This window comes from Haloarcula hispanica ATCC 33960 (genome assembly GCF_000223905.1).
GTDB lineage: Archaea > Halobacteriota > Halobacteria > Halobacteriales > Haloarculaceae > Haloarcula > Haloarcula hispanica.
This window is the reverse complement of sequence record NC_015948.1, coordinates 727,095-753,606: the sequence shown is the minus strand read 5'-3', so window position 1 is coordinate 753,606 and position 26,512 is coordinate 727,095. Positions and strand designations below refer to the sequence as shown.

General features: G+C 62.8%; 24 protein-coding genes. 10 read left to right on the top strand and 14 right to left on the bottom strand.

Going from position 1 to position 26,512, the window contains the following annotated elements; translation table 11 throughout:
* Window positions 1-33: 33 nt before the first annotated feature.
* From HAH_RS03865 to HAH_RS03855, 3 genes are read right to left on the bottom strand one after another with little or no spacing between them, the layout of a single operon-like run.
* Window positions 34-1,173: an ABC transporter ATP-binding protein gene (locus HAH_RS03865; RefSeq protein WP_014039732.1), complete on the bottom strand. Its 1,140-nt coding sequence runs from the start codon at window positions 1,171-1,173 to the stop codon at window positions 34-36.
* A 17-nt stretch (window positions 1,174-1,190) separates the two neighbouring features.
* Window positions 1,191-2,120 (bottom strand): carbohydrate ABC transporter permease, encoded by a 930-nt coding sequence (locus HAH_RS03860; protein ID WP_014039731.1) that lies wholly within the window; start codon window positions 2,118-2,120, stop codon window positions 1,191-1,193.
* Entirely contained in the window at window positions 2,117-3,181 is a 1,065-nt protein-coding gene (locus HAH_RS03855) for a carbohydrate ABC transporter permease (RefSeq protein ID WP_014039730.1), read from the bottom strand. Before HAH_RS03855 ends, HAH_RS03860 begins: the two co-directional genes overlap by 4 nt.
* Window positions 3,182-3,747: 566 nt before the next feature.
* On the opposite strand from HAH_RS03855, the gene HAH_RS03850 reads away from it, so the two are divergent.
* The gene (locus tag HAH_RS03850) at window positions 3,748-5,154 is read left to right on the top strand and encodes a class II fumarate hydratase (protein ID WP_014039729.1); all 1,407 of its coding nucleotides are present in this window, start codon (window positions 3,748-3,750) and stop codon (window positions 5,152-5,154) included.
* A gap of 222 nt (window positions 5,155-5,376) precedes the next feature.
* Here HAH_RS03850 and HAH_RS03845 read toward each other — a convergent pair whose 3' ends face one another.
* The gene (locus HAH_RS03845; RefSeq protein WP_014039728.1) at window positions 5,377-5,877 is read right to left on the bottom strand and encodes a GNAT family N-acetyltransferase; all 501 of its coding nucleotides are present in this window, start codon (window positions 5,875-5,877) and stop codon (window positions 5,377-5,379) included.
* A gap of 157 nt (window positions 5,878-6,034) precedes the next feature.
* Between HAH_RS03845 and HAH_RS03840 the strand changes: the two genes are divergently transcribed.
* The gene (locus HAH_RS03840; protein ID WP_044951716.1) at window positions 6,035-6,331 is read left to right on the top strand and encodes a DUF5789 family protein; all 297 of its coding nucleotides are present in this window, start codon (window positions 6,035-6,037) and stop codon (window positions 6,329-6,331) included.
* Window positions 6,332-6,365: 34 nt separating this feature from the next.
* On the opposite strand, the gene HAH_RS03835 is transcribed toward HAH_RS03840, so the two are convergent.
* The gene (locus tag HAH_RS03835; RefSeq protein ID WP_023843153.1) at window positions 6,366-7,160 is read right to left on the bottom strand and encodes a DUF7537 family lipoprotein; all 795 of its coding nucleotides are present in this window, start codon (window positions 7,158-7,160) and stop codon (window positions 6,366-6,368) included.
* Between the two features lie 88 nt (window positions 7,161-7,248).
* On the opposite strand from HAH_RS03835, the gene gatE reads away from it, so the two are divergent.
* Entirely contained in the window at window positions 7,249-9,120 is a 1,872-nt protein-coding gene (gene gatE, locus HAH_RS03830) for a Glu-tRNA(Gln) amidotransferase subunit GatE (RefSeq protein ID WP_014039725.1), read from the top strand.
* On the opposite strand, the gene HAH_RS03825 is transcribed toward gatE, so the two are convergent.
* Together HAH_RS03825 and HAH_RS03820 are read right to left on the bottom strand one after the other, a co-directional pair.
* The gene (locus HAH_RS03825) at window positions 9,117-9,536 is read right to left on the bottom strand and encodes a DUF7344 domain-containing protein (RefSeq protein WP_014039724.1); all 420 of its coding nucleotides are present in this window, start codon (window positions 9,534-9,536) and stop codon (window positions 9,117-9,119) included. The two genes, gatE and HAH_RS03825, sit on opposite strands and share 4 nt — an antisense overlap.
* A 61-nt stretch (window positions 9,537-9,597) precedes the next feature.
* Window positions 9,598-10,086, bottom strand: a complete 489-nt coding sequence (locus tag HAH_RS03820) for an HTH domain-containing protein (protein ID WP_014039723.1) — start codon at window positions 10,084-10,086, stop codon at window positions 9,598-9,600.
* A gap of 299 nt (window positions 10,087-10,385) precedes the next feature.
* Here HAH_RS03820 and HAH_RS03815 point away from each other — a divergent pair, with 299 nt between their 5' ends.
* On the top strand, window positions 10,386-12,860 hold the full coding sequence (locus HAH_RS03815) for a bacterio-opsin activator domain-containing protein (RefSeq protein WP_023843152.1): 2,475 nt from the start codon (window positions 10,386-10,388) through the stop codon (window positions 12,858-12,860).
* A 3-nt stretch (window positions 12,861-12,863) separates the two neighbouring features.
* Here the strand turns inward: HAH_RS03815 and HAH_RS03810 are convergent, their stop codons facing one another.
* Both HAH_RS03810 and HAH_RS03805 read right to left on the bottom strand, forming a co-directional pair.
* On the bottom strand, window positions 12,864-13,589 hold the full coding sequence (locus HAH_RS03810) for an RNA methyltransferase (protein WP_014039721.1): 726 nt from the start codon (window positions 13,587-13,589) through the stop codon (window positions 12,864-12,866).
* On the bottom strand, window positions 13,586-14,110 hold the full coding sequence (locus HAH_RS03805) for a hypothetical protein (RefSeq protein ID WP_014039720.1): 525 nt from the start codon (window positions 14,108-14,110) through the stop codon (window positions 13,586-13,588). Before HAH_RS03805 ends, HAH_RS03810 begins: the two co-directional genes overlap by 4 nt.
* 265 nt (window positions 14,111-14,375) lie before the next feature.
* Between HAH_RS03805 and HAH_RS03800 the strand changes: the two genes are divergently transcribed.
* Both HAH_RS03800 and HAH_RS03795 read left to right on the top strand, forming a co-directional pair.
* A complete protein-coding gene (locus HAH_RS03800; RefSeq protein WP_008310442.1) occupies window positions 14,376-15,335 on the top strand; it encodes a transcription initiation factor IIB in 960 nt (319 codons plus the stop codon).
* 143 nt (window positions 15,336-15,478) lie between these two features.
* Window positions 15,479-15,811 (top strand): hypothetical protein, encoded by a 333-nt coding sequence (locus tag HAH_RS03795; protein WP_014039719.1) that lies wholly within the window; start codon window positions 15,479-15,481, stop codon window positions 15,809-15,811.
* A gap of 283 nt (window positions 15,812-16,094) precedes the next feature.
* Here the strand turns inward: HAH_RS03795 and sop2 are convergent, their stop codons facing one another.
* The gene (sop2, locus tag HAH_RS03790; RefSeq protein WP_014039718.1) at window positions 16,095-16,805 is read right to left on the bottom strand and encodes a sensory rhodopsin II; all 711 of its coding nucleotides are present in this window, start codon (window positions 16,803-16,805) and stop codon (window positions 16,095-16,097) included.
* A gap of 2 nt (window positions 16,806-16,807) precedes the next feature.
* Entirely contained in the window at window positions 16,808-19,009 is a 2,202-nt protein-coding gene (locus HAH_RS03785; RefSeq protein WP_044951712.1) for a methyl-accepting chemotaxis protein, read from the bottom strand.
* Between the two features lie 399 nt (window positions 19,010-19,408).
* Between HAH_RS03785 and HAH_RS03780 the strand changes: the two genes are divergently transcribed.
* Together HAH_RS03780 and HAH_RS03775 are read left to right on the top strand one after the other, a co-directional pair.
* The gene (locus tag HAH_RS03780) at window positions 19,409-20,365 is read left to right on the top strand and encodes an NADPH:quinone reductase (protein WP_014039716.1); all 957 of its coding nucleotides are present in this window, start codon (window positions 19,409-19,411) and stop codon (window positions 20,363-20,365) included.
* Window positions 20,366-20,459: 94 nt separating this feature from the next.
* The gene (locus HAH_RS03775) at window positions 20,460-21,170 is read left to right on the top strand and encodes an SDR family oxidoreductase (RefSeq protein WP_014039715.1); all 711 of its coding nucleotides are present in this window, start codon (window positions 20,460-20,462) and stop codon (window positions 21,168-21,170) included.
* Between the two features lie 155 nt (window positions 21,171-21,325).
* Here HAH_RS03775 and HAH_RS03770 read toward each other — a convergent pair whose 3' ends face one another.
* Window positions 21,326-21,622, bottom strand: coding sequence for a DUF5789 family protein (locus tag HAH_RS03770; protein ID WP_008310451.1), 297 nt, complete (start codon window positions 21,620-21,622; stop codon window positions 21,326-21,328).
* 315 nt (window positions 21,623-21,937) lie between these two features.
* Here HAH_RS03770 and HAH_RS03765 point away from each other — a divergent pair, with 315 nt between their 5' ends.
* Window positions 21,938-23,275, top strand: coding sequence for a sodium-dependent transporter (locus HAH_RS03765; protein WP_014039714.1), 1,338 nt, complete (start codon window positions 21,938-21,940; stop codon window positions 23,273-23,275).
* Between the two features lie 516 nt (window positions 23,276-23,791).
* Here the strand turns inward: HAH_RS03765 and HAH_RS03755 are convergent.
* The gene (locus tag HAH_RS03755) at window positions 23,792-24,772 is read right to left on the bottom strand and encodes a DMT family transporter (RefSeq protein ID WP_014039713.1); all 981 of its coding nucleotides are present in this window, start codon (window positions 24,770-24,772) and stop codon (window positions 23,792-23,794) included.
* 224 nt (window positions 24,773-24,996) lie between these two features.
* Here HAH_RS03755 and HAH_RS03750 point away from each other — a divergent pair, with 224 nt between their 5' ends.
* Entirely contained in the window at window positions 24,997-25,788 is a 792-nt protein-coding gene (locus tag HAH_RS03750; protein WP_014039712.1) for a helix-turn-helix transcriptional regulator, read from the top strand.
* A gap of 46 nt (window positions 25,789-25,834) precedes the next feature.
* Here the strand turns inward: HAH_RS03750 and HAH_RS03745 are convergent, their stop codons facing one another.
* Complete coding sequence (locus HAH_RS03745) at window positions 25,835-26,458, bottom strand: uracil-DNA glycosylase family protein (protein WP_014039711.1); 624 nt, start codon at window positions 26,456-26,458, stop codon at window positions 25,835-25,837.
* Window positions 26,459-26,512 lie beyond the last annotated feature (54 nt).

Sequence of the window (26,512 nt, the reverse complement as noted above, 5' to 3'; positions counted from 1 at the left end):
AGCGCACTAAAAACGACCGCGGACGATTTCAGCTCAGACGACCGACTCGACCGTTTCGATCTCGTCGAGCGTGCGGTTCCGGATGGCTTCACCGCTGGCCGTGTCGAAGAGGTGAATCGCGTTCTCGGGGAACCGGACTTTGACGCGCTGTCCGGCCTTGAGCTGTTTCATGCCGCCGACCGTCGCGATGAACTGGTCGTCCATCGGCTCGTCGAACTGCAGGTGGGCCGTGTTCTCGTTCCCGCGTGGCTCGACGACGTTGACCGTGGAATCGAACACGTTCGGGCCGGTGTCAGTCTGGACGAACTCGATGTCTTCGGGTCTGATGCCGAGCGTGATGTCGGTCGTCCCCTCGACTTCGGCGACCGTCTCGTCGCTGAGTTCGTACTCGAACCACTCGCCCCGTAGCGTCGACCCCTCCAGAGTCGTCGGGAAGAAGTTCATCGACGGCTCGCCGATGAAGCCGGCGACGAAGAGGTTGTTCGGCTCGTGGTAACACTCGAGCGGCGTCGCACACTGCTGGAGGACGCCGTCGTTGAGAATGGCGATACGGTCGCTCATCGTCATCGCCTCCGTCTGGTCGTGGGTGACGTAGACAGTGGTGACGTCGAGATCCTGCTGGAGCTCCTGGAGTTCCGTCCGCATCTCCGCTTTGAGCTTCGCGTCGAGGTTCGCCAGCGGCTCGTCCATCAGGAACACTTCGGGGTCCCGGACGATAGCGCGGCCGAGCGCCACGCGCTGTTGCTGGCCGCCGGAGAGTTCGCCGGGCTTGCGGTCGATGAGTTCGAAGATGTCCATGTCCTTGCACGCCTTCTCGACGCGCTCGTTGATCTCGTCGTCGGGCATGTCCGTCGATTCCTCCAGCCCGAACGCCATGTTCTCCCGCACGGTCATGTGCGGGTACAGGGCGTAGGACTGGAACACCATCGCCACGTTCCGGCGGGCCGGCGGCTGGTCGTTGATTATCTGGCCGTCCAGCCGGATCTCGCCGCGCGTAATGTCTTCGAGCCCAGCGATCATCCGCAGGGTCGTCGATTTCCCACAGCCCGATGGGCCGACGACACAGAGGAACTCGCCGTCCTCGATGTCGACCGATACCTCGTCAACTGCGATGATTTCGCCGTCGTCGTCTTGGAACGTCTTCGTTACCTCGTCCAGTGTGAGTTGTGCCATTGTGAATACCTCCGTAATTACTCTCCAGCGACGCCTTTCGCGAACTGTTCGCCGAACACGATGTAGACGAGCAGCGTCGGCAGTGCTGCGACGATGGCGCCCGCCATCGTGGTGTTGAACGACTGGACGACCCCGCCAGTGAGCGCCGCGAGGCGCTGGGTCGCCACCTGCGAGGCCGGCTCGTTGATGAGCACCAGCGCAAACAGCAGGTCGTTGTACACCTGCGTGAACTGGTAGATGAGCGTCACCGCGAACATCGGCAGCGACAGCGGGAGGATGATGTTGCGGTAGATGCTGAACGCGCTCGCGCCGTCGAGGCGAGCGGCCTCGATCATCTCCTCGGAGATGCTCTGGTAGTACGACCGGAACAGCAACGTACAGATCGGAATCCCGTACGCAGCGTGGGTCACCGACAGCTGCAGCAACTGCACGTAGCCGTTACGGCTCGGATACTGCCAACTGCCGCCCGTAATAAAGCCGAAGAGAGTGTTGACGAAACCCTCGACTAGTCCGGGGAACACCTGGAACCAGAACTGTGCTAGCGGGACCAGCACGGCCTGGTAGGGGATGAAGATGCCCGCGATGATGAGAACGACCACGCCGACCTGGCCGCGCCAGCTAATCGTCGTCAGTCCGTACGCGGTCAGGCTTCCAAGCAGCGCAGACATAATCGTCGCCGGGATCGCCATCAACAGCGAGTTTATAAGTCCCGGCCGGAGCGTGTTCCAGGCGGTGCTGAGCGCTTCAAGCGTGAAGCCGTCAGTGCCCGGCGGCGCGAACGGGAGCGTCCGGGCGAACGCGCTCTCGGTCTTGAACATCGTCATCACGGCCGTCTCTACCGGGAAGAGGTAGAAGGCGATACCCGCCAGCAGGAGGGCATACAGGCCGATACGACTGTTCTCTGTACTGCGGAGTTCGTCGATGAAATTGCCGCCTCTGATACTCATAGTTCACCCCGTCGGTATTCGCTGTAGAGGTACGGGCCGATGACCAGCAGCGCGAGGGCAAACAGCACGATAGCGACGGCTGACCCGTACGCCCACTGGAGGCTGTCGAACGCGACCCGATACATCATCGTCGCCAGAATGTCCATGTTCGCCCCCGGCTGTGAGCCACGGAGCGCGTAGATGAAGTCGAACGCCTTCAGCGCGAACACCATCAGCACCACCGACGCGGACACCGCGGAGGCACGGAGTTGCGGGATGATTACCCGCGCATACATCCGAACCGTCGACGCACCGTCGACCCGCGCGGCCTCGTAGTGTTCGGTCGGAATTGCTCGAAGGCCGGCGAGGAAGACGACCATCGCGTAGCCGCTGAACTGCCAGATGAGCGCGAAGATGACCGCCGCCAAGGCGGTCGTGTTCCAGGAGAGCCACTGAATGACCTCGGCGTTGACCCCGGCCGGGCGGAGTAGTCCCACGATGGCACCTTCGAGATTGAACACTCGGAGGAGCTGATTGAGCACGCCGTTGCGGGCGTTGTACACCCACGCCCACATCGTCGCTGTGACGACGAACGAGAGGCTCATTGGGAGCAGGTATATCGTTCGGAACGTGTTCTCGAAGCGTATCTGCTGGTCGATGAGGATGGCCACGAACAGGCCAAGCGCCAGACAGAGAACGGTGAACACGACGAGTAACACCACCGTGTTCTGTGCTGCCTGCCAGAACGCCCCGTCGTTCAGCATACGGCTGTACATACTGAGGTCGAAGGTCTCGTACTGTGCACCGCCGAGGCCGTTGTAATCGGTCAGCGACAGGAGGAAGTTCCAGGCGATAGCGCCGTAGACGAAAAAGCCCGCAAACAGGACTGGTGGGAGCCAGAACGGGGCGGATTCGACGAGTTCCCACTCGACCGGCAGTGAGTTCCGGAGCGAGTCGCCCCGGGTCGTCTTCACGGTCGCCCCCCCGTCTGTTGCCAGTTGGTCGCCGTCCGATTCGTCTCTCGATACCGCCGACCGGAGCCTACCCCCGGTGGCGAGGAGTCTACTGAGTATCTCGCGCATGGTTGTTCAGTGGTTCGCCGACGTGAGTTCGCCGTCCATCGTCCCGACGGATGTGTCGTCAGTCACACAGTCTCGCCAGCCAGCACGCGCGTAACCACGCGACCCGGCCAGCCTGTCGCACCAACACAGGCTGGCAGGCGGCGTGGGAACGCACGGTGACGGGTGTGCCATCCCGTCGTCGTGCCGAGCGGGCGAGCGGTTGCAACGCGGCGGGTACACCGGCTGCGAGCGTTCGCGATGTGTCACGTCCGTCGGTGTCCCATCGGGCCCCGACAGCCGACGACGGCAGCGACACACCGCCGTCACCGGACATTGTGGGGGCATCAGTCATGAACGTCTCTGTGGCGTCGAACTCATGGTAAGTGGAGAGAGATTCTACTTAATATTTCCGAATGATAATACACGTTTATCCAGGTCACGGGTTCTGAGCCCTACGGTCTCCGCTGTCCGACCGGGGACCCGTGGTGCGCAGTGAGCGACTGTCCCGGCAGCCCCAGGCCTGTGCCGAGTGGTGTCCCGACTCGTACCGGTGGGTTTTACGACCGGGCGGACCACCCCCCGGACGTATGACCGACGAGTACCGGACAGAGCAGGACAGTCTGGGTGAAATGCAGGTGCCAGCCGACGCGTACTGGGGCGCACAGACGCAACGCGCCGTCGAGAACTTCCCGATCAGCGACGTGACTTTCGGGCGGCGGTTCATCCGAGCGCTCGGCGTGGTCAAGAAGGCGGCCGCGCAGGCGAACCGCGACCTCGGAACGATACCGGAAGATAAGGCGGACTGTATCGTCGAGGCCGCCGACGAGGTCATCGCTGGCGAACACGACGACCAGTTCCCCGTCGACGTGTTCCAGACCGGGTCAGGCACGTCCTCGAACATGAACGCCAACGAGGTCATCTCCAACCGCGCCACGGAGCTGTACGGCGGTGACATCGGGACCCGCGAGATCCACCCGAACGACCACGTCAACTTCGGTCAGTCCAGCAACGACGTGATTCCGACGGCGATGCACGTCGCCTCGCTGGAGGCCGTCGAGAAGGACGTGATTCCCGGCCTGAAGACGCTTCGCGACGAACTCGAAGCCAAGGAAGACGAGTTCGAGAACGTCGTCAAGACCGGTCGAACCCACCTCCAGGACGCGACCCCGGTGACGCTGGGCCAGGAGTTCGGCGGCTACCGCACGCAGGTCGAGAAGGGAATCTCCCGGGTGCAGGACACGCACGGTCGCCTCGCCGAACTCGCCCTCGGCGGAACCGCGGTCGGGACCGGCCTGAACACTCATCCCGAGTTCCCGGCGAAAGCGGCGGCGTACATCAGCGAGGAAACCGGCCTGGAGTTCCGCGAGGCCGACAACCACTTCGAGGCCCAGGCCGCCCACGACGCGATGTCCGAGGCCCACGGTGCGCTCCGGACGGTCGCCGGCTCGCTGAACAAGATCGCAAACGACCTCCGACTGCTTGCGTCCGGGCCCCGCAACGGCCTCGGAGAGATCGACCAGCCGGAGAACCAGCCCGGCTCCTCGATCATGCCCGGGAAGATCAACCCCGTCGTCGCCGAGGCGGTCAATCAGGTCCACAAGCAGGTCGTCGGCAACGACGCCGCCGTCTCGGCCGGCGCTGCCGAGGGCCAGATCGACCTGAACCTCTACAAGCCCGTGCTGGCCTCGAACTTCCTGCAGTCGGCCAAACTCATCGCCAACAGCAGCGCGGTGTTCGGCGAGAAGTTCGTCGCCAAACTGGAGGCCGACGCCGAGCACTGCGCCGAACGCGTCGAGCAGAGCATGGCGCTGGCGACGGCGCTCAACCCCGCCATCGGCTACGACAAGGCGAGCAAGGTCGCGAAGAAGGCGCTCGCCGAGGAGAAGACCATCCGCGAGGTGGTCCTCGAAGAGGGCTACCTCGACGAGGACGAGGTCGACGACGTGCTCGACCCCGAGAAGATGACGAAGCGTGGTATCCTCGGCGACGAGTAGCGAGGGGCGCGAACGGAGTGAGCGGCCCTCGTACCGGAACGGCGACGTGAGGAGCCGTGATGGAGTAGCGAAGGCTGAGCGAAGCCTTCGGAAATGCGAGCGACGACAGCGGGAGCCGCGAACAGCAGTGTCCCCTGTTGTGTCTCTGTTTTCTGGTCGGTTCTGTGCCGACGGACAGCCGTCACCGCGGGAAACAGCATTGGGCCACCACGGCTGATGCTTCTAGACCCGCGACTCGTCCGCAAGGACGTAGCGGCTCTCGGGGTAGCGCTCGCCGCCGATTTCGGTTTCGCTCTCGTCGGCGAACTCGAACCCGAACCCATTGTAGAACTCGGCTCCGGGCTCGTTCGCCGAAAGGACCATCGCGTTGATCCGGTCGATGTCGTGCTCGAACAGTTCCTCGCAGGTCCGTTCTAGCAGGGTCCGGCCGATGCCCTCGCGCCTGTAGTCGGGATGGACGTACAGCCGGAGAATGTACCCCACGCGGTCGGTTTCGTGCCACGTCGCGTGTGCGAACCCGACAACGCGTCCCTCGCGCTCGGCGACGAACAAGAGCGTCTGCGATTCGACCAGTTCCGATTCGATCTGCTCGGGCGAATACCAGTCGCCAACGCCGTCTTCGACTGTTTCCTGGGTGAGCAACGGGTAATCCGTCTCCCAGGCAGCCGTCGCAACCTGGTTGATTGCCGTCACATCATCCGGAGTTGCCGGTCTGACTGTCATATGGAAACGTATGTCACGGTGTGTGATATGTTTTCCCGCGCAAGTGGATCGAAATATCAGGTCTCGCCTCAACAACCGGATCTGGTCGGCGAGGATGATCACCGGACAATCCAAATTCATAATGTTTTTTAATTATGAAATGGGGTATGTGATACAGATGCGTTACTCGGAAACGTTGCAGTTGTTCGACCAGGCCTGTGAGTTCCCCGCCGACCACACCACTATCGTCCACCAGCTCGGCGACGTCGAGCTGGTCGCCCAGAACGGCGACTCCGTCGAAATGAGTGAGGTGCTGGCTCGGACCAGCGAAGCCACGTACCAGTCCGCAGAGGGGCTGTATAACTCCCTCGTCGGGAACCTCGACGACGATTTCATCGGCCGGAAGTACTACGACGACCGGGCCGGGAGCACGTCCGGAACCGACGAAGTTCGAACGGAAACGGACCGTCTCTAGCCGCTGGATGCGCGGTGCCGCGTGCTGGCCCGACTCAGTTCATCGGCGTTGATTCGTTGAGCCACGCCGGCCGCTCCGCCGTCGTCTCGCCGATGTCCTCGTACCAGAAGCTGTATTCGACGATGCGGTCTTCGGTGCGATACCAAAAGCTGAATCGGCGGACGAGGCCCGCGGGTTCGACCAGCAGTTCAATTCGGAGTTCCTCCAGCCGTTCTGTAGTCGGAATCTCACCGCCGGAACCGCGAATCCGGTAGGCCTGGCTGCCGTCACTGGTGACGACGGTCGTAGAACTCTGGTTGACCACGGCGTAGCGATTCAGGTAGAACGCCGTCCGGTAAGCGTACTTGTCGCGGCTGAAGCGGACCTCGCCGCGCTGGCGCTCGACGGTGCCGTCGTCCCGTCGTTCGTACCAGTTGGTGCCGTCGGCGTAGGTCGACTGCTCGTACCGCTCGACGGTCCCGTTCGAGTCAGTCGTCACTCTGACCATCTCGTCGCGATACCGCGTCGGTGATTCGACGGCGACAGTCTCGGTGCGCCGGACGGAGCTGCTGTCGTTCCCGATTGTGAGCTCGGTGTAGCGTTCGTTCAGAGTGTAGGTAGTGCCGTTGAGTGCCTGCCGGTGGGCGGCGGACAGGAGCGCGACGTTTTCGAGGCGCTCCGTGGTAACGCCGGGCGGCGAGTCCAGCGTCGTTGCCGTGTCCGACTCCGCTGCTGTCGGGACCGGGGCCGGCGTGACGGTACCCTGATTTGCGGCCTCAGCGCCGACGAAGGCGTTACAGCCGGCTGTCAGGAGCAGGACGGCCACCGCGGCTGTCGACAGCCAGCGCATACTGACAGTGAGGGAGAGAGCGTCAAAAGCACGGCGGCGAGCGCGGGAAGGGTGCGTTTTTTGGCCCCCGGTCCCGGACACCTCGACAATGACCGAGTACGACTACGAGGAGCTGGGGCTCGTCGCCGGGCTGGAGATCCACCAGCAACTCGACACCGCGACGAAGCTGTTCTGTGACTGTCCGACGACGATCCGCGAACCCGAGGAGAGCGAGCGCTCCTTTACCCGCTATCTGCACCCGACAAAGAGCGAGCTCGGGGAGATCGACCAGGCGGCCTTAGAGGAGAGCATGGTCGACCGGGAGTTCGAGTACCTGGCCTACGACACGACCTGCCTCGTCGAGGAGGACGACGAGCCACCCCACCGCGTCGACCGCGAGGCGATGGAGACGACGCTGGAAATCGCCCAGCTACTGGATATGTCCGTCGTCGACCAGGTGAACGTCATGCGAAAAATCGTCGTCGACGGGTCGAACACCACGGGGTTCCAGCGGTCGATGCTGGTCGCTAACGACGGGGCCATCGAGACGAGCGCCGGCCCGGTCGGTATCGAGGACATGCTACTGGAGGAGGAGTCCTGCCAGCGCGTCGAGGAGACCGCCGACGGTGTCCGGTTCTCGCTCGACCGGCTCGGCATCCCGCTGGTCGAAATCGGCACGAAGCCGGACATCAGTTCGCCCGAGCAGGCCCGCGAGGCCGCCGAGCGAATCGGGATGCTCCTCCGTTCGACCGGGAAGGTCAAGCGCGGCCTCGGGACCATCCGACAGGACGTGAACGTCTCCATCGAGGAGGGCGCACGAATCGAACTGAAGGGCGTCCAGAGCCTCGACGACATCGACGACCTCGTCCGCAACGAGGTCCGCCGGCAGGTCGAACTGCTGGACATCGCCGACGAACTCGCCGGACGCGACGCCGCCGTCGGCGAGCCACAGGACGTGACCGGGGTGTTCGAAGACACGGAGTCGGGCGTCATCGAAGGCGCGCTCTCCTCGGGCGGCGAGGTACAGGGCCTCCTGCTTTCGGGCTTCGACGGCCTGGTCGGCCGCGAGATTCAGCCCGACCGCCGGCTCGGGACGGAGCTGTCCGACCACGCCAAGCGCCACGGCGCGGGCGGCATCTTCCACACCGACGAACTCCCGGCCTACGGCGTCACCGAGGCGGAAGTCGAGGCACTTCGGGACGCTGTCGGCGCAGGTCCCGAGGACGCTGTCGCCATCGTCGCCGACGACCCGGAGACCGCCGAACTGGCTATCGACGCCGTTGCCGAACGGGCCGAGACCGCGCTCGAAGGCGTCCCCGAGGAGACGCGGGACGCGAACGAGGACGCCACGTCGCGGTACCTCCGACCGCTCCCCGGCGCGGCCCGGATGTACCCCGAGACGGACGTGCCACCGGTCGAACCCGACGTGACCGAAGTCGAGACTCCGGAGCTACTCACCCAGAAGGTCGACCGGTACGAGAGCGAGTTCGACCTCGGCTCCGGCCTCGCCGAACAGGTCGCCTACGGCCAGCGGTGGCCGCTGTTCGAGGCGCTTGTGGAAGGCGAGGGCGTCGACCCGACGCTGGCCGCCGGGACGCTGGAGTCGACGCTGACCGAACTCCGCCGCGACGACGTGCCCGTCGGGAACCTCACCGACGAGCACCTGTGGGGCGCAATCCTGCTGGTCGATGGCGGAGACGTGCCGCGTGAGGGGATCGAGGACCTCCTGACAGCCCTCGCAGAGAAGCCGTCGCTGACGGCCCAGGAAGCCGTCGAGCAGGAAGGACTGGGCGGCGTCGACGAGTCGGAGGTCCGGGACGCCGTTGTCGAGGTCGTCGAGCGCCACGAGGACCAGATCGCCGAAGAGGGGATGGGGGCGTTCTCGGCGCTGATGGGCGAGTGCATGGGCGCACTCCGTGGCAAAGCTGACGGCGATACAGTTAGCGACGTGTTGCGCTCGGAGATACAGAAGCGGGCTTAATTGCTCCGTTCGGGGCGTAAAGAGTCGATATCGACGGCGTTCGATGACAGGCCATTACCGCTCGCGGACAGGTCGTGTTCGATCGTCGACTCGAGCAGCGGGACGAGGGCCGGCGCGTTCGGCCCGATATCGACCATATCTTCCGACTGGTTGTACTGGACGACACCGGCATCGACCAGCCGCGGAAGGTGGTTGTGATAGAGGGCCGTGTAAATCTTGAGTCGCTCGTCGCGGTGCTGTTCGGCCGGTGTCCCGTGTTCGAATTCGGTCACCGTATCCGTGAGTACGGCTAGTGAAACCGGCGTCGTGTACTGTGAAAGCCCGTACAGGAGGTACCGCCGGTAGTGCGACGACAGGAGCGACAGTCGGTCGTCCAGCGGAAGCGAGTCGGGGATCTCAGTTTGTTTCGTATTCATTTTGATTGGTATGGTGCTGGATGGGGACAGCTATCGTGGCAGGTTTGGGGCGGTTCGAACGCTATTGTACCACGGTACGCTCGTGCTCGAGTTTGTCGGCTAGGTCTGCGGCATCCGCGAGACGGTTGACACGGTCGGTGACGCGGTGGACCGTTCCATCCCGCGTACAGGGGGCGACGTGCGTGAGGTCATCATCAACGTATTCGGCGAGGGCAAGCGTCGGCAGCGTGATCACGCTGACCGATTCGTCAGAAACCATGTTCGTCAGCGGGTGCTCCCAGTCGAAGGCGGCAAGCGAGGCATCGGCGTCGCGCTCCCACTGTTCGAACATGGAAAGCCGCTCCAACAGGTGTCGTCCCTCCGCAGTCCGCTGTGCGAGCCGCGGTTCGATCCGGCGCCCCCAGATTAATATCGACAGATCCTCGATATAGCCCGCGTCCTCGAGAGCCTGTAACCGGTCAATCAGGTAGTTCTGTTGTTGCGTTGCATCTCCCGGACAGAGGGACCGGACGAACAGTTCGACGCGAACCGGATTGGCAGTGGAATCCATAGTGAGATGTTGAGTATCCTGTGCCTCGATACAGCGGTAACTGTCCTAAGCACTCTCTCTAGGCCCCTAGAATAAATCGGGACGAATCGGATTCATGGGTGATATATCTGGGTCAATCGGTAATTGGTTAGTATGTGAATATCTGGTAGTTGTTTTGCCAAGTTTGTGTTCAAATCAGCCCGAATAGAGCTCTGGAGTTCGATTTCTGCATAGTATTCACCACAGACGTGTTCCCCGAGAAAATATTACTATTCTAACTAGACACCGGGCGTTAAGTAGCTCGCCGCCACACTTGACTCATGGTCACAAGTGTCATGGATGGCCATGATATCCCAGCCCTGTACGAGCCAGCCATGGATACACTACCACTCATGTTTGCGATCGTAGACGAGTCCGGGGTGATCCTCTCGACGAACGAGACGTGGAGCGAGTTCGGCCGGGCAAACGGAACAGAGCTGACACCGAATACGCTGGGCGTGAACTACTTCGACGTCGCTGACATGGCTGACGACGCGACCGGGCAACAGGCAGCCGACGGGATCAGAACCGTCCTCGCTGGCGAACAACCCACGTTCGAACTTGAATATCCATGTCACGCCCCGTCATCGCAACGGTGGTTCCGGTTGTACGCCGCCCCGTTCACTATCGACGGGGAGACGTATGCGTCCATCGCACATATCGACATCACGGCCCGCAAGCAACGGGAGTCAGTGCTCGAAGCGGCCTACGATATCTGTACCGACGCGAACCGGACATTCACAGAACAACTCGACGCGCTGCTAGAACTCGGCTGTGAGACGCTCGATACGTCGTTTGGGACGCTCTCCCGGGTCCACGGTGACGAGTACGTGTTCGAGGCAGTCGCTGCACCGGCGACTGCCGACCTCGAAGCCGGCAGCACGACCAGCATCGAGGACCTCCCGAACTGCAGACACGTCGTCGAACACCGCGAACCGCTCGCGATCAGTGACGTTGCTGCGGACGCGCCGGACCTCGCTGACCCGGAGTGGGGAATCGCGAACTACATCGGCGCGCCCGTCGTCGTCGACGGGGCCGTGTACGGGACGTTCTGCTTCTACGGGCTGGAACCACGCGAGACAGTGTTCACGCAGTGGGATCTGACGTTCGTCCGGTTGCTCTCGGACTGGGCAGGGTACGAACTCGAACGACAGCGCCACACGGAACAGCGAAGCGCGTTGAATACTGCCCTCCCAGACCCCAGTTTCATCATTGATGCGGAAGGGCGATTTCTCGACTGTCCGACAGATCCCGAGACGATGGTGACGGTCGACGATACGGACACGCTTGTCGGTCAGACGCTACACGAGTTTCTTCCCCACGACACCGCTGATTCGCTACTGGCGACCGTTCGTGCAGCCCTGCGGACCGGGTCGTTCCAATCTGTGGAGTACAAACTGCAGCTTCCCGGTGGCAAGCGGTGGTTCGAGGCGCGGGTCGCGCCGCTGGAAAGCCGCACGTACGACCTCGATACCGTCATTTTCGTCGCCCGAGACATCACTGCGCACAAAGACCGACAGGCCGAACTCGAACGACAGCGTGACGAACTCGAACAGACACAGCGGCTCAACGTGCTGGGCAGAGAGATCGCGAAGGCGCTACAGGACACACAGACGCGTGAGGAAATCGAATCGGCAGTGTGTACGCATCTCACTGAATCGGACCTGTACCAGGCCGTGTGGGCCGGGAGCCGCGGGAGTGCCACGAGGATAACACTGAGTGCCGCCGCTGGGATCGACACGGCAACGCCGGAGCATATTTCGCCCGGCGAGCACAGTCTCGCCATCGATGCCATCGACACCGGCGAGGTACAGGTCGTCGAGGATATCACCGACGTGTCGACGCCCTCGGACACCGGGATGGACCGCCCACTACTCGCAGACCGCTGCTCCGTCGCGGCTGTTCCCCTGACAACTGGCGAGACCACGTACGGCGTCCTGATGGTGTATGCATCGACAGAAGCCACGATTGGCTGTCGTGAGTCGAGTATCCTGGCCGATCTAGGGCGACTTATCGCGCTTTCTATCCAGCGAGTCCACAGTCAGCAGTCACTGCTGGCGGCGACAACGGTCGAACTCGAATTCCTGACGCCGGACTCCGATGACGCCTTCGCCGGCCTCTCAGCGATGCTCGACTGTTCGTTTACGCTCGAACGGCGCGTCCCGACCAGTTCCGGGAACTGCCTCCACTACGTTCGCATCAGCGGTGTGGACACTGACCGGGTGTGTCAGGCGCTCACTGAGACGCCCTCGGTCGAGTCCTGTACCGTCGTGGAAACGGCGGCGGAGAACCGAGCGCCCCTGCTCGAAGTCGCGCTCGACGAGATATCCGCATCGCCGCTCGACACGCTCGCAGATTACGGCGGGGCCGTGCGGCGGGCCGTCGCAGCGGACGGCGACCTGCGGTTCACAGCGGAGATGGCACCGGACATCAACGTCCGCGCCGTCGTCGAGGCGATTCAAGAGATCGCGCCCGGGACAGAACTGCGGAGCAAGCAGTACGTCGACCAGCCAGTCTCGACGGCCACGGATTTCCAGACGCGGATACGCGACCGGCTGACGCCGAAACAGGCCGCCGCACTCAAGACTGGCTACGCACGCGGCTACTACGACTGGCCGCGAGGGAGTTCCGCCGAGGAACTGGCTGAGACACTCGACATCTCCGCGCCGACCTTACACTACCGTCTGCGGAAGGCTCACGACGCCGTCATCGGCGCGCTGTTCGACTCCGACACTGGGTCTGAAAAGCTCGACTGACCCTCAGTCGTCTTCGGCACGCTCGATTCGCTGTCGGGCCTGCCGGAACAGGCCGCGAAGGGTCTTCGTCTCCCGGCCAGTGGGTTGTGCACGCCCGAGCACCCGGCGGAACAGCCGCCGGGCCTTGTGCTGTTTCTCTTCGGGGTGACCGATAGCGCCGAGGAAGCGGTCGAACTCCTCGTGTAGCCCCTCGACGGCCGGCGTCGCGGCGAGCGTGTGCAGCTGTTCGGGGTGCTGGGTCTCGTCGACAGTTAGCTCGCGGAGTTCGTAGAGCACGATGGTGGCCGCCTGACCGAGGTTCAACACCGGGTACGACGCGCTGGCCGGGATAGAGCAGACGACGTCCAGCCGTGCGAGTTCGTCGTTCGAGAGCCCGACCCGTTCGCGGCCGAAGACGACGCAGATGTCGCCCTCGACATCCTGAAGCGAGTCGGCAAGGTCGGCCGGCGTCGTCGCCGGATACCGGACGTGGTTGGCGGGGTCCTCGTTCGTCGTCGCCGTGCAGGCGACGGTGTGGTAGTTCTCGACGATCTCGTCGAACGTTACCGTCCGGGCGTTCGGGAGGATGTCGTCGCGGGCCTGTCCGGCGAAGCCGTACGCTTCGCCGTCGGGGTCCAGCTCCGGCGGGTCGACGAGCAGCAGTTCCGACAGGCCGAAGTTCTTCATCGAGCGGGCGATGGTGCCGACGTTGCCCGGCGTCTCCGCGTCGACGACGGCGACCGAAATCATACGTCCAGGTCGCTCAGGTCCATATCAATTGTGTCGAGGTCTTCCTCGTCCATCTGCTCGACTTCCTCTTCGAGTCCCGGAATCGCTTCGTCCCTGTCGGGGGCCTCCGGCAGCGCTGTCGGGTCCTCCTCGACGTGTTCGAGGCCGACATATCCCTCGGGGGCGCGGTTCCCGTCGAGGAACCACTCGTGGAAGGCCGAGGCCAGGTCCGTCTCTCCAGCGTGGGCCTCGCCGCCCTCCTCGCGGAACCAGTAGATGAAATCCGTCTCGTGGTCCGAACAGACAACCACCTCGCCCATCGGCTCCCCGTAAATAGCATCCGCGACGTTGCACTGCTCGATGTCTTCGTCGCCGTGAATCAGCCAGCAGGCGTCACAGGGGTCGACGACCCGCTCTGCGAGCACCAGCAGCCGCTGGCGGGTTTCCGGTTCCATCGTCTTGAGCGGCCGGACCCGTCCGTCCGGCCCGAGTACGTCCTCGTCGAAGCGCCAGCCACGAAGCCCGATATTGACCTTGCTCATACGTCAGAGTGGGAGAGTCCCGGACTAAAAGAGCGCGATATGCCGGTCGACTGCTACCGATCCGTCCGCGCTCCAGCATCATCGCGGAGTGTGAACCGGGTGTGTCAGCCGGTTACACCCACCGCTCGTTCGAAACATAGACAGTTCTAGCTAAATTTAACATGATTATTCCAGCTAGCATCCGCGGCCAGCATCCAGATCAGGCAAAACTGTTGGTCTCGCCCAAACATTTATACGTGATTGGCTTTTCTCCGTAAAAGAACACATGGAACGGCCGACGCGCCAGCGGGATTCTGACCAGGAGGAACGCGAGGAGGAGTCCGAGAGCACGGGCCAGCAGACCTGCCCCGAGTGTGAGTCGGAGTCCATATCTAGCGACGGCGGTGGTGAACTCGTCTGCGAGGACTGTGGCCTCGTCATCGAGGACGAGAACATCGACCGCGGGCCGGAGTGGCGGGCGTTCAATCACTCCGAACGCCAGTCCAAGTCACGCGTCGGAGCCCCCACGACCCAGACGATGCACGACAAGGGGCTGACCACACAGATCGACTGGAAGGACAAGGACGCCTACGGTCGGTCGCTCTCCTCGGAGAAGCGGAGCCAGATGCACCGCCTCCGGAAGTGGCAGGAACGCATCCGAACCAAAGACGCCGGCGAGCGGAACCTGCAGTTCGCGCTGTCGGAGATCGACCGCATGGCCAGCGCGCTCGGTGTGCCACGGTCGGTTCGAGAGGTCGCGTCGGTCATCTACCGACGCGCGCTCAACGAGGACCTCATCCGCGGTCGCTCCATCGAGGGCGTCGCCACGGCCTGTCTGTACGCGGCCTGTCGACAGGAAGGTATCCCACGGAGCCTGGAGGAGGTCTCGGACGTCTCCCGGGTCGAGCAGAAGGAGATCGGGCGGACGTATCGGTACGTCGCCCAGGAACTCGAACTGAAGATGGAGCCGGTCGACCCCAAGCAGTACGTGCCCCGCTTTGCCTCCGAACTGGAACTCTCCGAGGAAGTCCAGTCCAAGGCCAACGAGATCATCGACACCACCGCCGAGCAGGGCCTGCTCTCGGGGAAATCACCCACCGGCTACGCCGCCGCGGCCATCTACGCCGCCTCGCTGCTCTGTAACGAAAAGAAGACCCAGCGCGAGGTCGCCGACGTGGCCCAGGTGACAGAGGTCACCATCCGCAACCGGTATCAGGAGCAGATCGAAGCGATGGGCATCCACTGACCGGGCGCGTTCCCTGTTGTGCAGTAGCGTCGTTCTCTGGTCGCCGTTTATTCGCTGCGCTGACAGCTGTCGTGTAACGTAGCCGCCCGGTACTGGCTGGGTAGGCGTGCAGAACTATCTGTCTGGACGCCAATACCGTAGGTATGCCTGTCTCGCCCGCACAGAAACGGCTCGCAATTCTCGTTATCGGACTCGTGATCCTCTTTGCACCCGCGCTGTTCGTCGTCGCCACGCTGGAGTTTCTTATCCTGTCCGGTGACCTCGCGCTCAGCGAAATCTCGCTCCTCGAGTTCGTCGAACTGTATCTCATCGACTTAGTGCTGTTCGTCCTGCTCGGCTACGGCGTCTACCGGTTGACGTTCTGGCTGATTGAGAACCAGCTTCCGGAGGCACTCGATAGCGTAGACGAGACCGAGGCAACCGACGCGACTGACGAAGCAGAACCGTCTGGTGGCGTCAATGAGGACCGGTCCTGAAAGACCGGCACTGCTGAGGCGACACAACGACGTGCCGTGAGTTTCTCGCAAAGTCGGGACCGCTCGCGGGTTTTCCGCCGCCGACCGCGTCAACGAGGCCGACCCAGTGCTTGCGGGTCGCTCTCCCCGCTCGCATTTTCGAGGGCGACTCAGTGCTCACGGCTCCTTCCGTCGCCGCTCGCAACAACGAGGGCCGCTCACTGCTCGCGGATCGTTCCTCCCCGCTCGCGACAACGAGGGCCGCTCACTCTGTTCGCGCCCCTCGCTTCGTTCGCGCCCCTCGCTAGTCCCCTGCAACCGCCGTCGGCTCCTCGGCACTCTCGCCGACTGAGCCGAGGTCCATCATTGCCAGCAAGGCAATGACGCCGAAGCCGACTTTCGTGACCACGTCGAGGTACACGATCACGAGTGTCGCAGTCTCGACGTCCATGAGGCCCACTCCTGCCGCACCGAGCAGCCACACGACCGGATACACCATCCAGAGGACGACGACGAAGTTCCGGAGCGTGCGGTACAGGCTGATCTCTATGTCGGACAGGGTCGACTTCGCAGCCGCCGCAATGTTCCCGTAGAGGAGATAGATGACGCCGCCGAACAGCGCCGCGCCGACCGCGAACAGCACGTAGCTGACCGGCGATGGCGTGACCGCGCCGGCGAACCCGAAGACGATAGTCAACGCCTGCAGGACGACGAGTTTCACCGTGTCCTCCCGGCTTGCACCGGCAAGGAGCGCCAGGAACCAGACGTTGAGCGGCGTCGTCAACAGCCAGTCAACGTAACGGATCACGTACACCGTGTGGCCCTGGCTCTGCATCGCTCCGAAGCCGAGCGCCATCAGGGCGTAGGCGACGATGGCGATACCGGGAATCGCTATCAACAGGAGGTAGCGCTTCCGCGTCTCTTCGGGGACGAGCGTGTAGCCGTATGCCAGCACGGCCGTCCCGAGCAGTTCACCCAGTAGTCCCAGCGTGAACCAGGTCGTTATGGTTGCCATTGTTAGTCGTCCCCCACCACAGCCGTGCTGTCGGTGTCCGTCCCGGCCGAGCTTTCGACGGTAAAGCGGTCCAGTAGCGATTCGAGGTCGTCAGCCCGCTGCCTGAGTTCCGTCGCGGAGTCCGACACTTCGTCGATGGACGCGGACTGGTCCTGTGCCGCGCCAGCCACAGTATCTGCCTCCGTCGCCGTCTGCTGACTGATCGTCGTCAGGTCGTCGATGGTACCCATCACGTCCTGTGCGGTCCGGGCCTGTTCCTCGGTCGCCCGGTCGATCTCCTGGATGCCGGTGTCGACCTCTTCCGTGTACTCGACGATGGTCTCCAGCGCGTCGACGGTCTCCTCGACCGTCGAGACGCCTTCAGTAATCCGGTTACTGGTCGACTCCATCGTCTCGACCGTGTCGCCGGCCTGCTCTTGGATGCCCGCAATGCGCTGCTCGATGTCGGCGGCGGCCTCTTTGGTCTCCTCTGCGAGGCCCTTGATCTCGTCCGCGACGACGGCGAACCCTTCGCCGTCACCGTCAGCGTGGGCGGCCTCGATGGAGGCGTTCAGTGCGAGCATGTTCGTCTGCTCGACGATGCTCGTGATGACGCCGACGATCTCGCCGATCTCGTCGAGTTCGTCGTCGAGCGCGTTGATCTCTTCGACGGTCTCGCCGGTCTCGTCCTCGATGGCGCTCATTTCCGCGATGGCCTCCTGGGCGGCTTCGCGGCCGTCCTCACCGACTTCGGCGGCCGACTGGGAGGTGGTCGCGACCTGCTGGGCCGAGGAGGCGACCTGCTGGGCGGTCGCCGAGAGGTTCTGCATCTCGGCGGCCGCCGATTCGAGCCCCTCGTTTTGCTCTGTCGTCCCCTCGAAGATCTCGTTTATCGACTTCGACACTTGCTTGCTGGCCTGGTCGACCCGCTCCGCGTTCGAGTTGACGCGGTCGCTGGACTGGATGACGTTGGCCGCGAACGCCTTCATGTCGGCAATGGTGTCTTCGAGCGCATCCAGCGTCGTGTTGATGTCCTCGCCGACCTCCGCCATCGCCTCGTTCATACTGTCCGTATCTACCCGTGCGGTGAGGTCACCGTTAGCGGCGGCGGCGAGCGCGTCGCTGTACTGCTGTGCCTTGAGTTCGAGGTGGCCGGTCAGCGCCTCCATCTCGTTGCGTTCGGATTCGACGTCCTCACGGGCCGTCTGTGCCTGCTCTTTGGCCTCCTCGGCTTCCTGCCGTGCGGTTTCGGCTTCGGATATCTGCATCCGGAGGTTCGCCCGCATATTGTCGAAGGCGGCGTACAGCGTTCCGAACTCGTCCTCGCGTGACGTGCTGAGGTCGACGTCGAGTTCCCCCTCGGCCATCGCTTCGGCCTTCACCGAAAGCCGTCGCAGCGAAGCGATCGTGTTTCCGCCGATCGTGACTCCGATGAGTCCGAGGTTGACGACGGCAAGCAAAATGAGCCCGATGAGGTCGGAGTTGATCTGGTCGCTCAGGGCGTACGCGTTCTGGCGATCAGCGTGGACCATAACGACCCAGTCCTGTGATTCGAGTCGGTTCAGTCCCATCAGCATACTGTCCGTTTCGTGGAAGGCGCTCTCGCCGGGTTCGAGCGTCCCCAGCGGGTTCGACTCCATCTCCGAGATCGGTGCTGTCGACCCGATCATCGAGGTGTTGGGGTGGGAGACGAACTCGCCGTCAGTGTTGACGACCGTGGTAAACGACCCATCGCGCTGGTTCGATATCTGGTCGGCCTTCTCCCGGAGGTCGATCATATACACGAGCGCTCTGTCTTCGTCACCGGGGACCGGCGAAACGACGGCCACTATCGGATGGTCGACGACCGAGACGGAGAACGGCTCCGTCACATGCGTGTCGTCGGGACCGTCGAACTGTGGCGGGTCCGTAGCGAACGGTGCCCCCTGCTCGGCAGCGTTGACCCCGATGAAGTCCTGATTCGAACTGGCACGGATCTCGTTTGTCTCGGTGTCGAAGTAGTGCACTGCGACGACACCGGGCGGGAGTTCCTCGTTGGACCGTAACTCCTCCAGTCGTTGCTGTTTCTCCGTGTTCGTCCCGTCAGTGAACACGGGGAGTCGCGACGTTGATCGGACATCCCGCTGCGATGTCGTCAACCATTCGTCCAACTGTGCGGCCTGCGTCTCTGACAGCGCCGTGATGTCGTCCGCAACGTCTTCCTCGAGAGTGGCGGACGCCTGCACGCTTGTCAGGACCCCGGCGGCGATAATAACAATTATCGCGAATGAAAGCGCCAACCCGAGTCTAGCAGCGTAACTGCCAGCAATAAAACTCGGGAGCGGCGAGTCCCTATCTGATTCCATCATCCAGTGCTACGCAAACGTGCTAATAAAGCGTTGGTGCGCAATTTTCACCGATGATAAACGCTGTGGCCACTGTGGAAATTCATAGCCCCGGTACGGCTAACGTTGGTTAGTTGTGTTTTTCTGATAATATCATCCGCAGTCGCCGATATGAGTCCTGACCCAACTCGTTCGCTGTCGGCGCTGTCACTCAACGTACCGCGATATGTTGAGAAGCGTATTCGGGGCCGCTCAGTCCGTGGGGAAAGGTTTTCCCGATACCACCTGACGCATACCCCAATGCGTGCTGTACGATTCCACGAATACGGCGGGACGGACGTGCTCCGCGTCGACGACATCGAACGACCCACACCAGGTCCGGAGGAGGTCCTGCTCGAAGTCGAGGCAGCGGCGATCAATCCGGTCGATACGTACTTCCGGGCCGGCGACTACGAGCCGGGCGAACTGCCCTGGATACCCGGCTCCGACTGTGCCGGGACCGTCGCCGCGACCGGCGAGCGCGTGGCCACCGTCACCGAGGGCGACCGGGCGTTCGCGACCGGGCTGGGGAACTGGCTCCAGGGGACCTGCGCGGAGTACGTCACTGTTCCCGAATCGCATCTGGCGCGGCTCCCCGACGGGGTGTCCGCCGAGGCGGGGGCGGCCGTCGCGCTCGTCGGCGTCACCGCCTGGCAGACGCTCGTCGACGCCTGCTCGCTGGAACCGGCCGAGCGGGCGCTGATTCACGGCGGCAGCGGCGGTGTGGGCCACGTTGCAGTCCAGTTGGCTGCGGCGAACGGGGCGCAGGTCACGACGACGGCCTCACCGGCCTACCACAACCAGCTAGCCGACCTCGGCGCGGACGACGTGTTCGACTACAGCCGTGATGACCTCGCTGACGCGGTGGTCAACGCCGGCGCGCCGGACGTGATTCTCGACCACCGGCTCGACGACTATCTCGCATTCGATGCCGAGGTGGCCGCCCAGGGCGCTCGAATCGCCGCTATCGGGAACACCGACCTCGCGGCGACGTTCGAGAACGTCCCGCGCTGCCGGGCCAAAGCCCTCAGCGTTCACCACGTCTCGATGTTCAACACACCGGAGTTCGGCGCGGTGCTTTCCCGACTGGCGACGCTCATGGCCGACGACGACCTAACGCCGGTCGTCGCCCGCCGGTACGACCTCGACGACGTCCCGGCCGCTCACAACGACGTACTGAACGACAGCTTCCTCGGCAAACTCGTCGTCATGCCGTAGACCGGCTACTGCGGACCCCGTCGTCGGTTTACCGGCCCGGTCCTCGCGTTTCCGGGGATTGGCATTTATCCCCTTGCTATCCGTTGACAGATGTATGTCAGTCGAATTTGATTTCGGCGGTGAGATAGCACTGGTTACGGGTGTCGGCGGGGCGCTGGGCAGCGCGGTCGCAAACGCGTTCCTCGAAGCCGGGACGACCGTCTGTGGAAGCGACATCATCGAACCGAATACCGAGGACTTCCTGTTGTCCGATCCCGACAGCGTGGATTTCTACCAGGCAGACTTCAGCGACGAGGAGGCTGTCGCCGAGACTGTCGACGCAGTCGTCGACGAACACGGGCGACTGGACTACTTGCTGAACATCGCCGGAACGTGGCGGGGTGGCACACCGATCCACGAGACGGACGTGGACACGTTCGACTTCCTGTTCGACGTGAACCTGAAGACGATGTTTCTGGCGTCGAAACACGCGGTTCCACACTTGCGGGAGACCAAGGGCGCAATCGTCTCAGTTTCCGCGCGGTCGTCACTGGAGGGCGGTGACGGCGACGGTATCTACCGCGCATCGAAAGCCGGTGTCCGACTCCTGACCGAGACCATCGCGGCGGAGAACCTCGGGGCCGTGCGAGCCAACGCCGTGATGCCGAGCGTCATCGACACCCCGATGAACCGCGAGATGATGCCCGACTCCGACTTCGAAACGTGGGTCGACCCGAAAGACATCGCGGACGTGATGTTGTTCCTCTGTTCGGACGCCGCCACCGTGACCAGCGGCGCAGCGGTGCCGGTGTACGGCGAGGTCTGATACTGTTAGCTAGACCGTCGGACAGCGTCTTCCACCGACAGCACGAACCACTCCACTCACGTTTGACTATTTAGGGTATCGGTGCGATTGCCTGGTCACCCACCGATATCGTGTCCAGAACGACGACCGGGGGTCTGGATGAGCGGGAGCAATCGTCAGAAGGAGACGGTAGATTCGTCTCTGATCTCAGTTCCGATTGCAATCCCCCCGCGATCATCATAGTACTTGCGTCCAATGAATGTCTCGTCGAGATTGCCGATAATCGAGGTGTAAAGCGCATCCGCGGTCAGATAACTCTCCTCTTCGACCGGGTCTAACGTCTCCTGAATAGTCACCGAGTTACCGGAGGGAGACGTTATTTCAATGGCACCGATCTGTTCAATCACAGCCGTATGCGTCGCTGGGAACTCGAGCGATTCATCAACAATCCGCTCTGTATCTGAATAGTCCATGTCTGTTGTCCGAGAACCGGGGGTTCGGTCCCTACGTTCCACAGTACGCGGCGAACATGAATCAAACCCAACAATTTTCACCGTGGACTTGTTTTTGATTATTTGAGGTACAGATTCTGGACGTGGTCATATAGGTAGATTCGAAGTCACATATCCACGCTGTCGAGAAATGACCAGCAAGGAGGTGTCAGTGTGGACCTCTCGGCTGCTGCTGTTCGCCGTCGCAAATGATGTCAGACTGGTCATACTATCGGATGGTATTGCGAACCGGAATCACGGTGGTTTTTATACCCCAAAAGAATATGCCGCATCACAATGAGTGACAGAGAAACGTGGGCCTCACGGCTCGGGTTCCTTCTCGCAGCGATCGGTAGCGCAGTCGGTCTCGGAAACATCTGGCAGTTCCCGTTCAAGACCGCGACAAACGGCGGCGCAGTGTTCCTCGTCTTTTACCTCGCCGCCGTGTTGCTCATCGGCTTCCCGGCAATGCTGGCGGAGTTCATCATCGGTCGGCGAACGAACCGTAATGCCGTCGACGCGTTCGCAGAACTCGGGTTCAAGCAGTGGCGGGTCGTCGGTGGCCTGGGCGTCTTTACGGGATTCTGGATCCTCTCGTATTACAACGTCGTCGGCGGGTGGGTCATGCGGTATATCCTCGGTAGCGCGACGGGCGCATACTTCGGAAACTCCGCGGAGTACTTCGGCGCTATCTCAAGTGGGCCAGAAGCTGTCGCCGGGCAGGCGCTGTTCCTGCTAATCTGTGTCGGCATCGTCGCAGTGGGTGTCGAGGACGGTATCGAGAAGGCGACGAAGGTGATGGTCCCCAGCATCGTCATCCTCATGATCGGGATGGCGGCCTGGGTCACCACACTCGAGGGAGCAGGCGCTGGCTACAGCTACTTCCTCTCGCCGGACTTCTCCACGCTGGCGGCGAACGCCGGCGACCTGATCCCGTTCGCGGTTGGACAGGCGTTTTTCACCCTCTCGCTGGGGATGGCAGCCATGATCACCTACTCCTCGTACATCGGTGACGACGAGAGCCTCCCGGTCGATGGTGGCATCATCGTCGTGACGAACACGCTCGTCGGTGTGCTGGCGGGTCTCGTCGTGTTCCCGATTCTCTTCGCCATCAACATCAGTCCCGACACCAGCGGCCCGTCCGCCATCTTCGTCGCGATGGCGTCGGCGTTCCCACAGCTCCCCGGGGGTCGACTCCTCGGTATCGTGTTCTTCGGCGTTGTCCTCATCGCCGCGATCTCCTCCGCGATCAGCCTGCTCGAAGTTGCAGTCTCCTACGGTGTCGACAACACGCCGTACTCGCGAGTGCAGCTGTCGGCAATTCTCGGAGTTGGGCTGTTCGCTCTGGGTCTGCCGTCAGCCTGGGACCTGGCGTGGTTCGGCTGGTTCGACACGCTCGCGTACAAGCTGTTCCTCCCGCTGTCGGTGCTGCTCGTTCTGGTGTTTGTCGGCTGGGTGCTCTCCTCCAGCGCAGTTGCCGAGCTCCGACAGGGAACGGGTGGGCTCCGGGCGTTCGGCCCGACCTGGCTCTGGATGGTCCGAACGGTGGTCATCCTCGGCGTCATCCTGACGCTGGCGCTCGGCCTGCAGACGCTGTTCCTCGCCGAGGACCCGGCGATCATCCCGCCGATATAACCGACGTACGGTATCAGTTTCCGGCGGACCTTCTTTTCCGCAGTTCGCGGTGACCGCCCAGTGTGTGCGGTTGCTGCGAAAAACAGTCGCAGTGGTCCGACGCGGGTCCAGACAGTTTTTCCAGAGTAGTATTTTTTCGGCCGCAGGAGTCTGAGTAGACTGTACCATAGGGCTGTGTCTCTGTCACGCTTCGCGTAGACGTAGATACACGCCACCGAAGAGGCAGACCGTTGCCACCAGCAACAGACCACCGCTCAGCACGTCTCTGAGGGTCCCGGAAACACCGGGACTTTCTACGATTTCAAACGTAGATTCAAACGCTATCGACTGAATGACCAGAGCCAATCCGCCAATCGGTATCAAGAGCTGTCGAATGCGTCCGTTTTCGTTGAAATTCACACCATTGTAGACACATGATGGCGGTATGAATGCGTTGCTGAATTTCTATGACTGGTGGACTCAGTGTACTAACGATTTAAACTAGACAGCAGCTATACGACACCCTACTAGCCGATTTCAGTCGGATTCGAACCCGCGCGGTTCGTCCGCAATCCCGAGACTCTCGGGGGCAGTGTCACCCTCGTCGGCGGTACCCGGGAGCAGTGCGTGGATATCGACCGACTCGCTGCCAAGCACCGCGAACCCGGTGAAGATGGTCAGAAAGCCGGCCACTGCAGTCGGGGTGATAGCCTCGCCGAGCACGGCCCACCCGCCGAGCGTCGACACGACGGGGACCACGTAGAAGATGAGGTTAGCCTGGATCGCACCGGTGACATCGAGCAGGCCGAAGTAGGCGATGTAGGCGATTGCCCCGGAGAAGATACCGACGTACAGCAGGGCCGCTATCGCAGTCGGAGACCAGACCGCCGTGGCCGCCGATTCGCCCATGCCGATGCTCAGCGCGTGACAGAGCGCAGCGGCGACGGGGAGCGCCCACGCGGTCCGGACTGTACTTGACAGGCCGCCGCCGGACCACCGGATGAGGACGCTGCCCAGCGCGGCGCTGGTCGCGCCAGCGAACAGAACGAGCTTGCCGATGCCGCCGCTCAGGAGCATCGCCGGGTCGGGGCTGACGACGAGGCCGACGCCGAGCAGGCCGATAACCATGCCGAGGCCGCCGCGGGCCGAGAGCCGCTCGTCGGAGAGCAGGATAGCGGCGAACACCGGCGTCAGTATCGGGTTGAGACTGAACACGATGGCGGCGACCGCGCTGGTGGCGGACTGCTGGCCCACGAATAGCAGCGCGTTCGCGAGGCCGAGGGCGAATAGCCCCGTCGAGAGAATCGCCAGCACATCGCCACGGGTTCGCGGGAGCAGTTCGTCCCGTGATCGGGTCACGACGATGTAGCCGAGGAGCACGACGGCGGCGATGTCGAATCGGAGGGCGACGAACAGAAGCGGCGGGAGATACGACAGGCCGGCCTTCGCGCCGACGAAGGTCCCGCCGAGCAGGACGCTGGCGACCGCAGCGAGGGCGAGGGTGCGGCGCGAAATCATACCGCCACCTCGTATTTGGGTTCTGAAATGACTGCACAGCCGACAGAGAGAACGCGTGGAGAAACCTGAATCATCGTACTCTACAGTACGGTATCGATACTTATAGGCCCGTTTAGAAAATATTACATAACGCGAAACGGCCGAACACCCGTGGCGGATGTGCACGGTGTGAAATTATTTCATACTACGAAAGCGATTTAGGACGGACTTCCTAACGTGGCGGTATGGAATCGGCGCTCGAAGAGATCGAGTTCCTCGCGCTCTCGTCAAACCGGGTCGAGGTGTTGCGGCTTCTGGCCACGGAGCCACACTCACGCGGGGAACTGGCGGCCGAAACCGGCGCGTCACAGGCGACGCTCGGCCGGATCATCGCTGACTTCGAAGAGCGGTCGTGGATTCGCCGAACAGGGGGCGAGTACGTCGCCACGGCGACGGGCCGCATCGTTGCTAACGGGTTCACCGACCTCCTCGGTAGCCTCGAAACCGAGCAGCGGCTGCGCGACATCGTCCAGTATCTCCCCACCGATGCGATGGCCTTCGACCTGCAACATCTGGCCGACGCCACGATAACCGTTCCAAGTCAGACGCGCCCGAACGCGCCGGTCCAGCGATTGCTCGACCTGCTTCGAGATGCCGAGGAAGTCCGGACGTTCTCCCATGCGTTCAACGACCAGGCGATTCGAGTCGTTCAGGAACGGGTCACCGCCGGCGAACAGCGGTTCTCGGGCGTGTTCTCGCCCGGCGCGATAGACGCACTGGCGGCGGACGACCGACTCCGGAAACGACTCGAATCGCTGCGTGCCGAACCGGACGCGTCAGTCCGGGTGCGAACCGACGGTGTGCCACTTGCGGTGATGATCGCCGACGACGTGGTCCATCTGCTGTTGCGGGACGACAACGGCGTTCTACAGGCGTCGATCGATACGACCGCGCCGGCCGTCCGCGAGTGGGCTATCGAGGCGTTCGACGCGTACTGGGCGTCCGCGGAACCGCTCTCGGACGAGTGGGCGCTGTAGCCACTGTTTCTGATCGTCGGAGCCGCTGTAAGAATCAATAGAACCGCTACCGGACCAGATACGGGTCGTCGTTCGGCAGGAACCGCCCGAGGTCCGCCTCGCGGCGGTAGTCCGTCTCCAGCAGCGCGGTCAGCGCGTCGACGAGGGCGTCCTCCTCGTCAGCGGTCCACTCCGCGGGCTCTTTGATGGGGTAGACGAGCCAGCCGCTCCCGACGACCTCCGTGGCGTGGCGCGCGTCCATGTCTATGGACTCGGTCGGCTCCGATGTCGTGTTCGCGAACACATGTCGCGTGGCGCGCTCGCCGACAGGTAGGAGAACGTGGGCGGTGATGGCCCGGAGTTCCGTGTCGAACAGCGGTTCCAAGTCGTCGTAGTCCGACTCGGTCGGCGGTTCGCCGCCGCACATATACAGATAGGACAGATACGTCTTTTCGACGGTCGGCGGCGTGCCGGCTTCGGCCAGCAGTCCGGCCTCGACAAGCGCCCGCTGGAGGCGTTCGCCCGCAGCGCTGTCGGTAAAGGGGATGCCGGACGTTTCGCCACCGTGGACACCCGGATGGTCGCCGATGACGTGAAAGTGGGCGTTGGCGTCGCCGTACCCGGGCACGAACGGCTCACACGGTGCGTCGAAGCCGAAGGGGTTGTGCTGGCGGGCCGTGACGTTCTTCACGCGCGAAAGCAACGGGCCATCGCTCAAAACTCCGCCGGTTTCCGTTATCGAATA

What these genes read in the sequence shown, in the direction of transcription:
- HAH_RS03865 (WP_014039732.1), bottom strand. Translation starts at nt 1,173, where the DNA reads ATGGCACAACTCACACTGGACGAGGTAACGAAGACGTTCCAAGACGAC.
- HAH_RS03860 (WP_014039731.1), bottom strand. Translation starts at nt 2,120, where the DNA reads ATGAGTATCAGAGGCGGCAATTTCATCGACGAACTCCGCAGTACAGAG.
- HAH_RS03855 (WP_014039730.1), bottom strand. Translation starts at nt 3,181, where the DNA reads ATGCGCGAGATACTCAGTAGACTCCTCGCCACCGGGGGTAGGCTCCGG.
- HAH_RS03850 (WP_014039729.1), top strand. Translation starts at nt 3,748, where the DNA reads ATGACCGACGAGTACCGGACAGAGCAGGACAGTCTGGGTGAAATGCAG.
- HAH_RS03845 (WP_014039728.1), bottom strand. Translation starts at nt 5,877, where the DNA reads ATGACAGTCAGACCGGCAACTCCGGATGATGTGACGGCAATCAACCAG.
- HAH_RS03840 (WP_044951716.1), top strand. Translation starts at nt 6,035, where the DNA reads ATGCGTTACTCGGAAACGTTGCAGTTGTTCGACCAGGCCTGTGAGTTC.
- HAH_RS03835 (WP_023843153.1), bottom strand. Translation starts at nt 7,160, where the DNA reads ATGCGCTGGCTGTCGACAGCCGCGGTGGCCGTCCTGCTCCTGACAGCC.
- gatE (WP_014039725.1), top strand. Translation starts at nt 7,249, where the DNA reads ATGACCGAGTACGACTACGAGGAGCTGGGGCTCGTCGCCGGGCTGGAG.
- HAH_RS03825 (WP_014039724.1), bottom strand. Translation starts at nt 9,536, where the DNA reads ATGAATACGAAACAAACTGAGATCCCCGACTCGCTTCCGCTGGACGAC.
- HAH_RS03820 (WP_014039723.1), bottom strand. Translation starts at nt 10,086, where the DNA reads ATGGATTCCACTGCCAATCCGGTTCGCGTCGAACTGTTCGTCCGGTCC.
- HAH_RS03815 (WP_023843152.1), top strand. Translation starts at nt 10,386, where the DNA reads ATGGTCACAAGTGTCATGGATGGCCATGATATCCCAGCCCTGTACGAG.
- HAH_RS03810 (WP_014039721.1), bottom strand. Translation starts at nt 13,589, where the DNA reads ATGATTTCGGTCGCCGTCGTCGACGCGGAGACGCCGGGCAACGTCGGC.
- HAH_RS03805 (WP_014039720.1), bottom strand. Translation starts at nt 14,110, where the DNA reads ATGAGCAAGGTCAATATCGGGCTTCGTGGCTGGCGCTTCGACGAGGAC.
- HAH_RS03800 (WP_008310442.1), top strand. Translation starts at nt 14,376, where the DNA reads ATGGAACGGCCGACGCGCCAGCGGGATTCTGACCAGGAGGAACGCGAG.
- HAH_RS03795 (WP_014039719.1), top strand. Translation starts at nt 15,479, where the DNA reads ATGCCTGTCTCGCCCGCACAGAAACGGCTCGCAATTCTCGTTATCGGA.
- sop2 (WP_014039718.1), bottom strand. Translation starts at nt 16,805, where the DNA reads ATGGCAACCATAACGACCTGGTTCACGCTGGGACTACTGGGTGAACTG.
- HAH_RS03780 (WP_014039716.1), top strand. Translation starts at nt 19,409, where the DNA reads ATGCGTGCTGTACGATTCCACGAATACGGCGGGACGGACGTGCTCCGC.
- HAH_RS03775 (WP_014039715.1), top strand. Translation starts at nt 20,460, where the DNA reads ATGTCAGTCGAATTTGATTTCGGCGGTGAGATAGCACTGGTTACGGGT.
- HAH_RS03770 (WP_008310451.1), bottom strand. Translation starts at nt 21,622, where the DNA reads ATGGACTATTCAGATACAGAGCGGATTGTTGATGAATCGCTCGAGTTC.
- HAH_RS03765 (WP_014039714.1), top strand. Translation starts at nt 21,938, where the DNA reads ATGAGTGACAGAGAAACGTGGGCCTCACGGCTCGGGTTCCTTCTCGCA.
- HAH_RS03755 (WP_014039713.1), bottom strand. Translation starts at nt 24,772, where the DNA reads ATGATTTCGCGCCGCACCCTCGCCCTCGCTGCGGTCGCCAGCGTCCTG.
- HAH_RS03750 (WP_014039712.1), top strand. Translation starts at nt 24,997, where the DNA reads ATGGAATCGGCGCTCGAAGAGATCGAGTTCCTCGCGCTCTCGTCAAAC.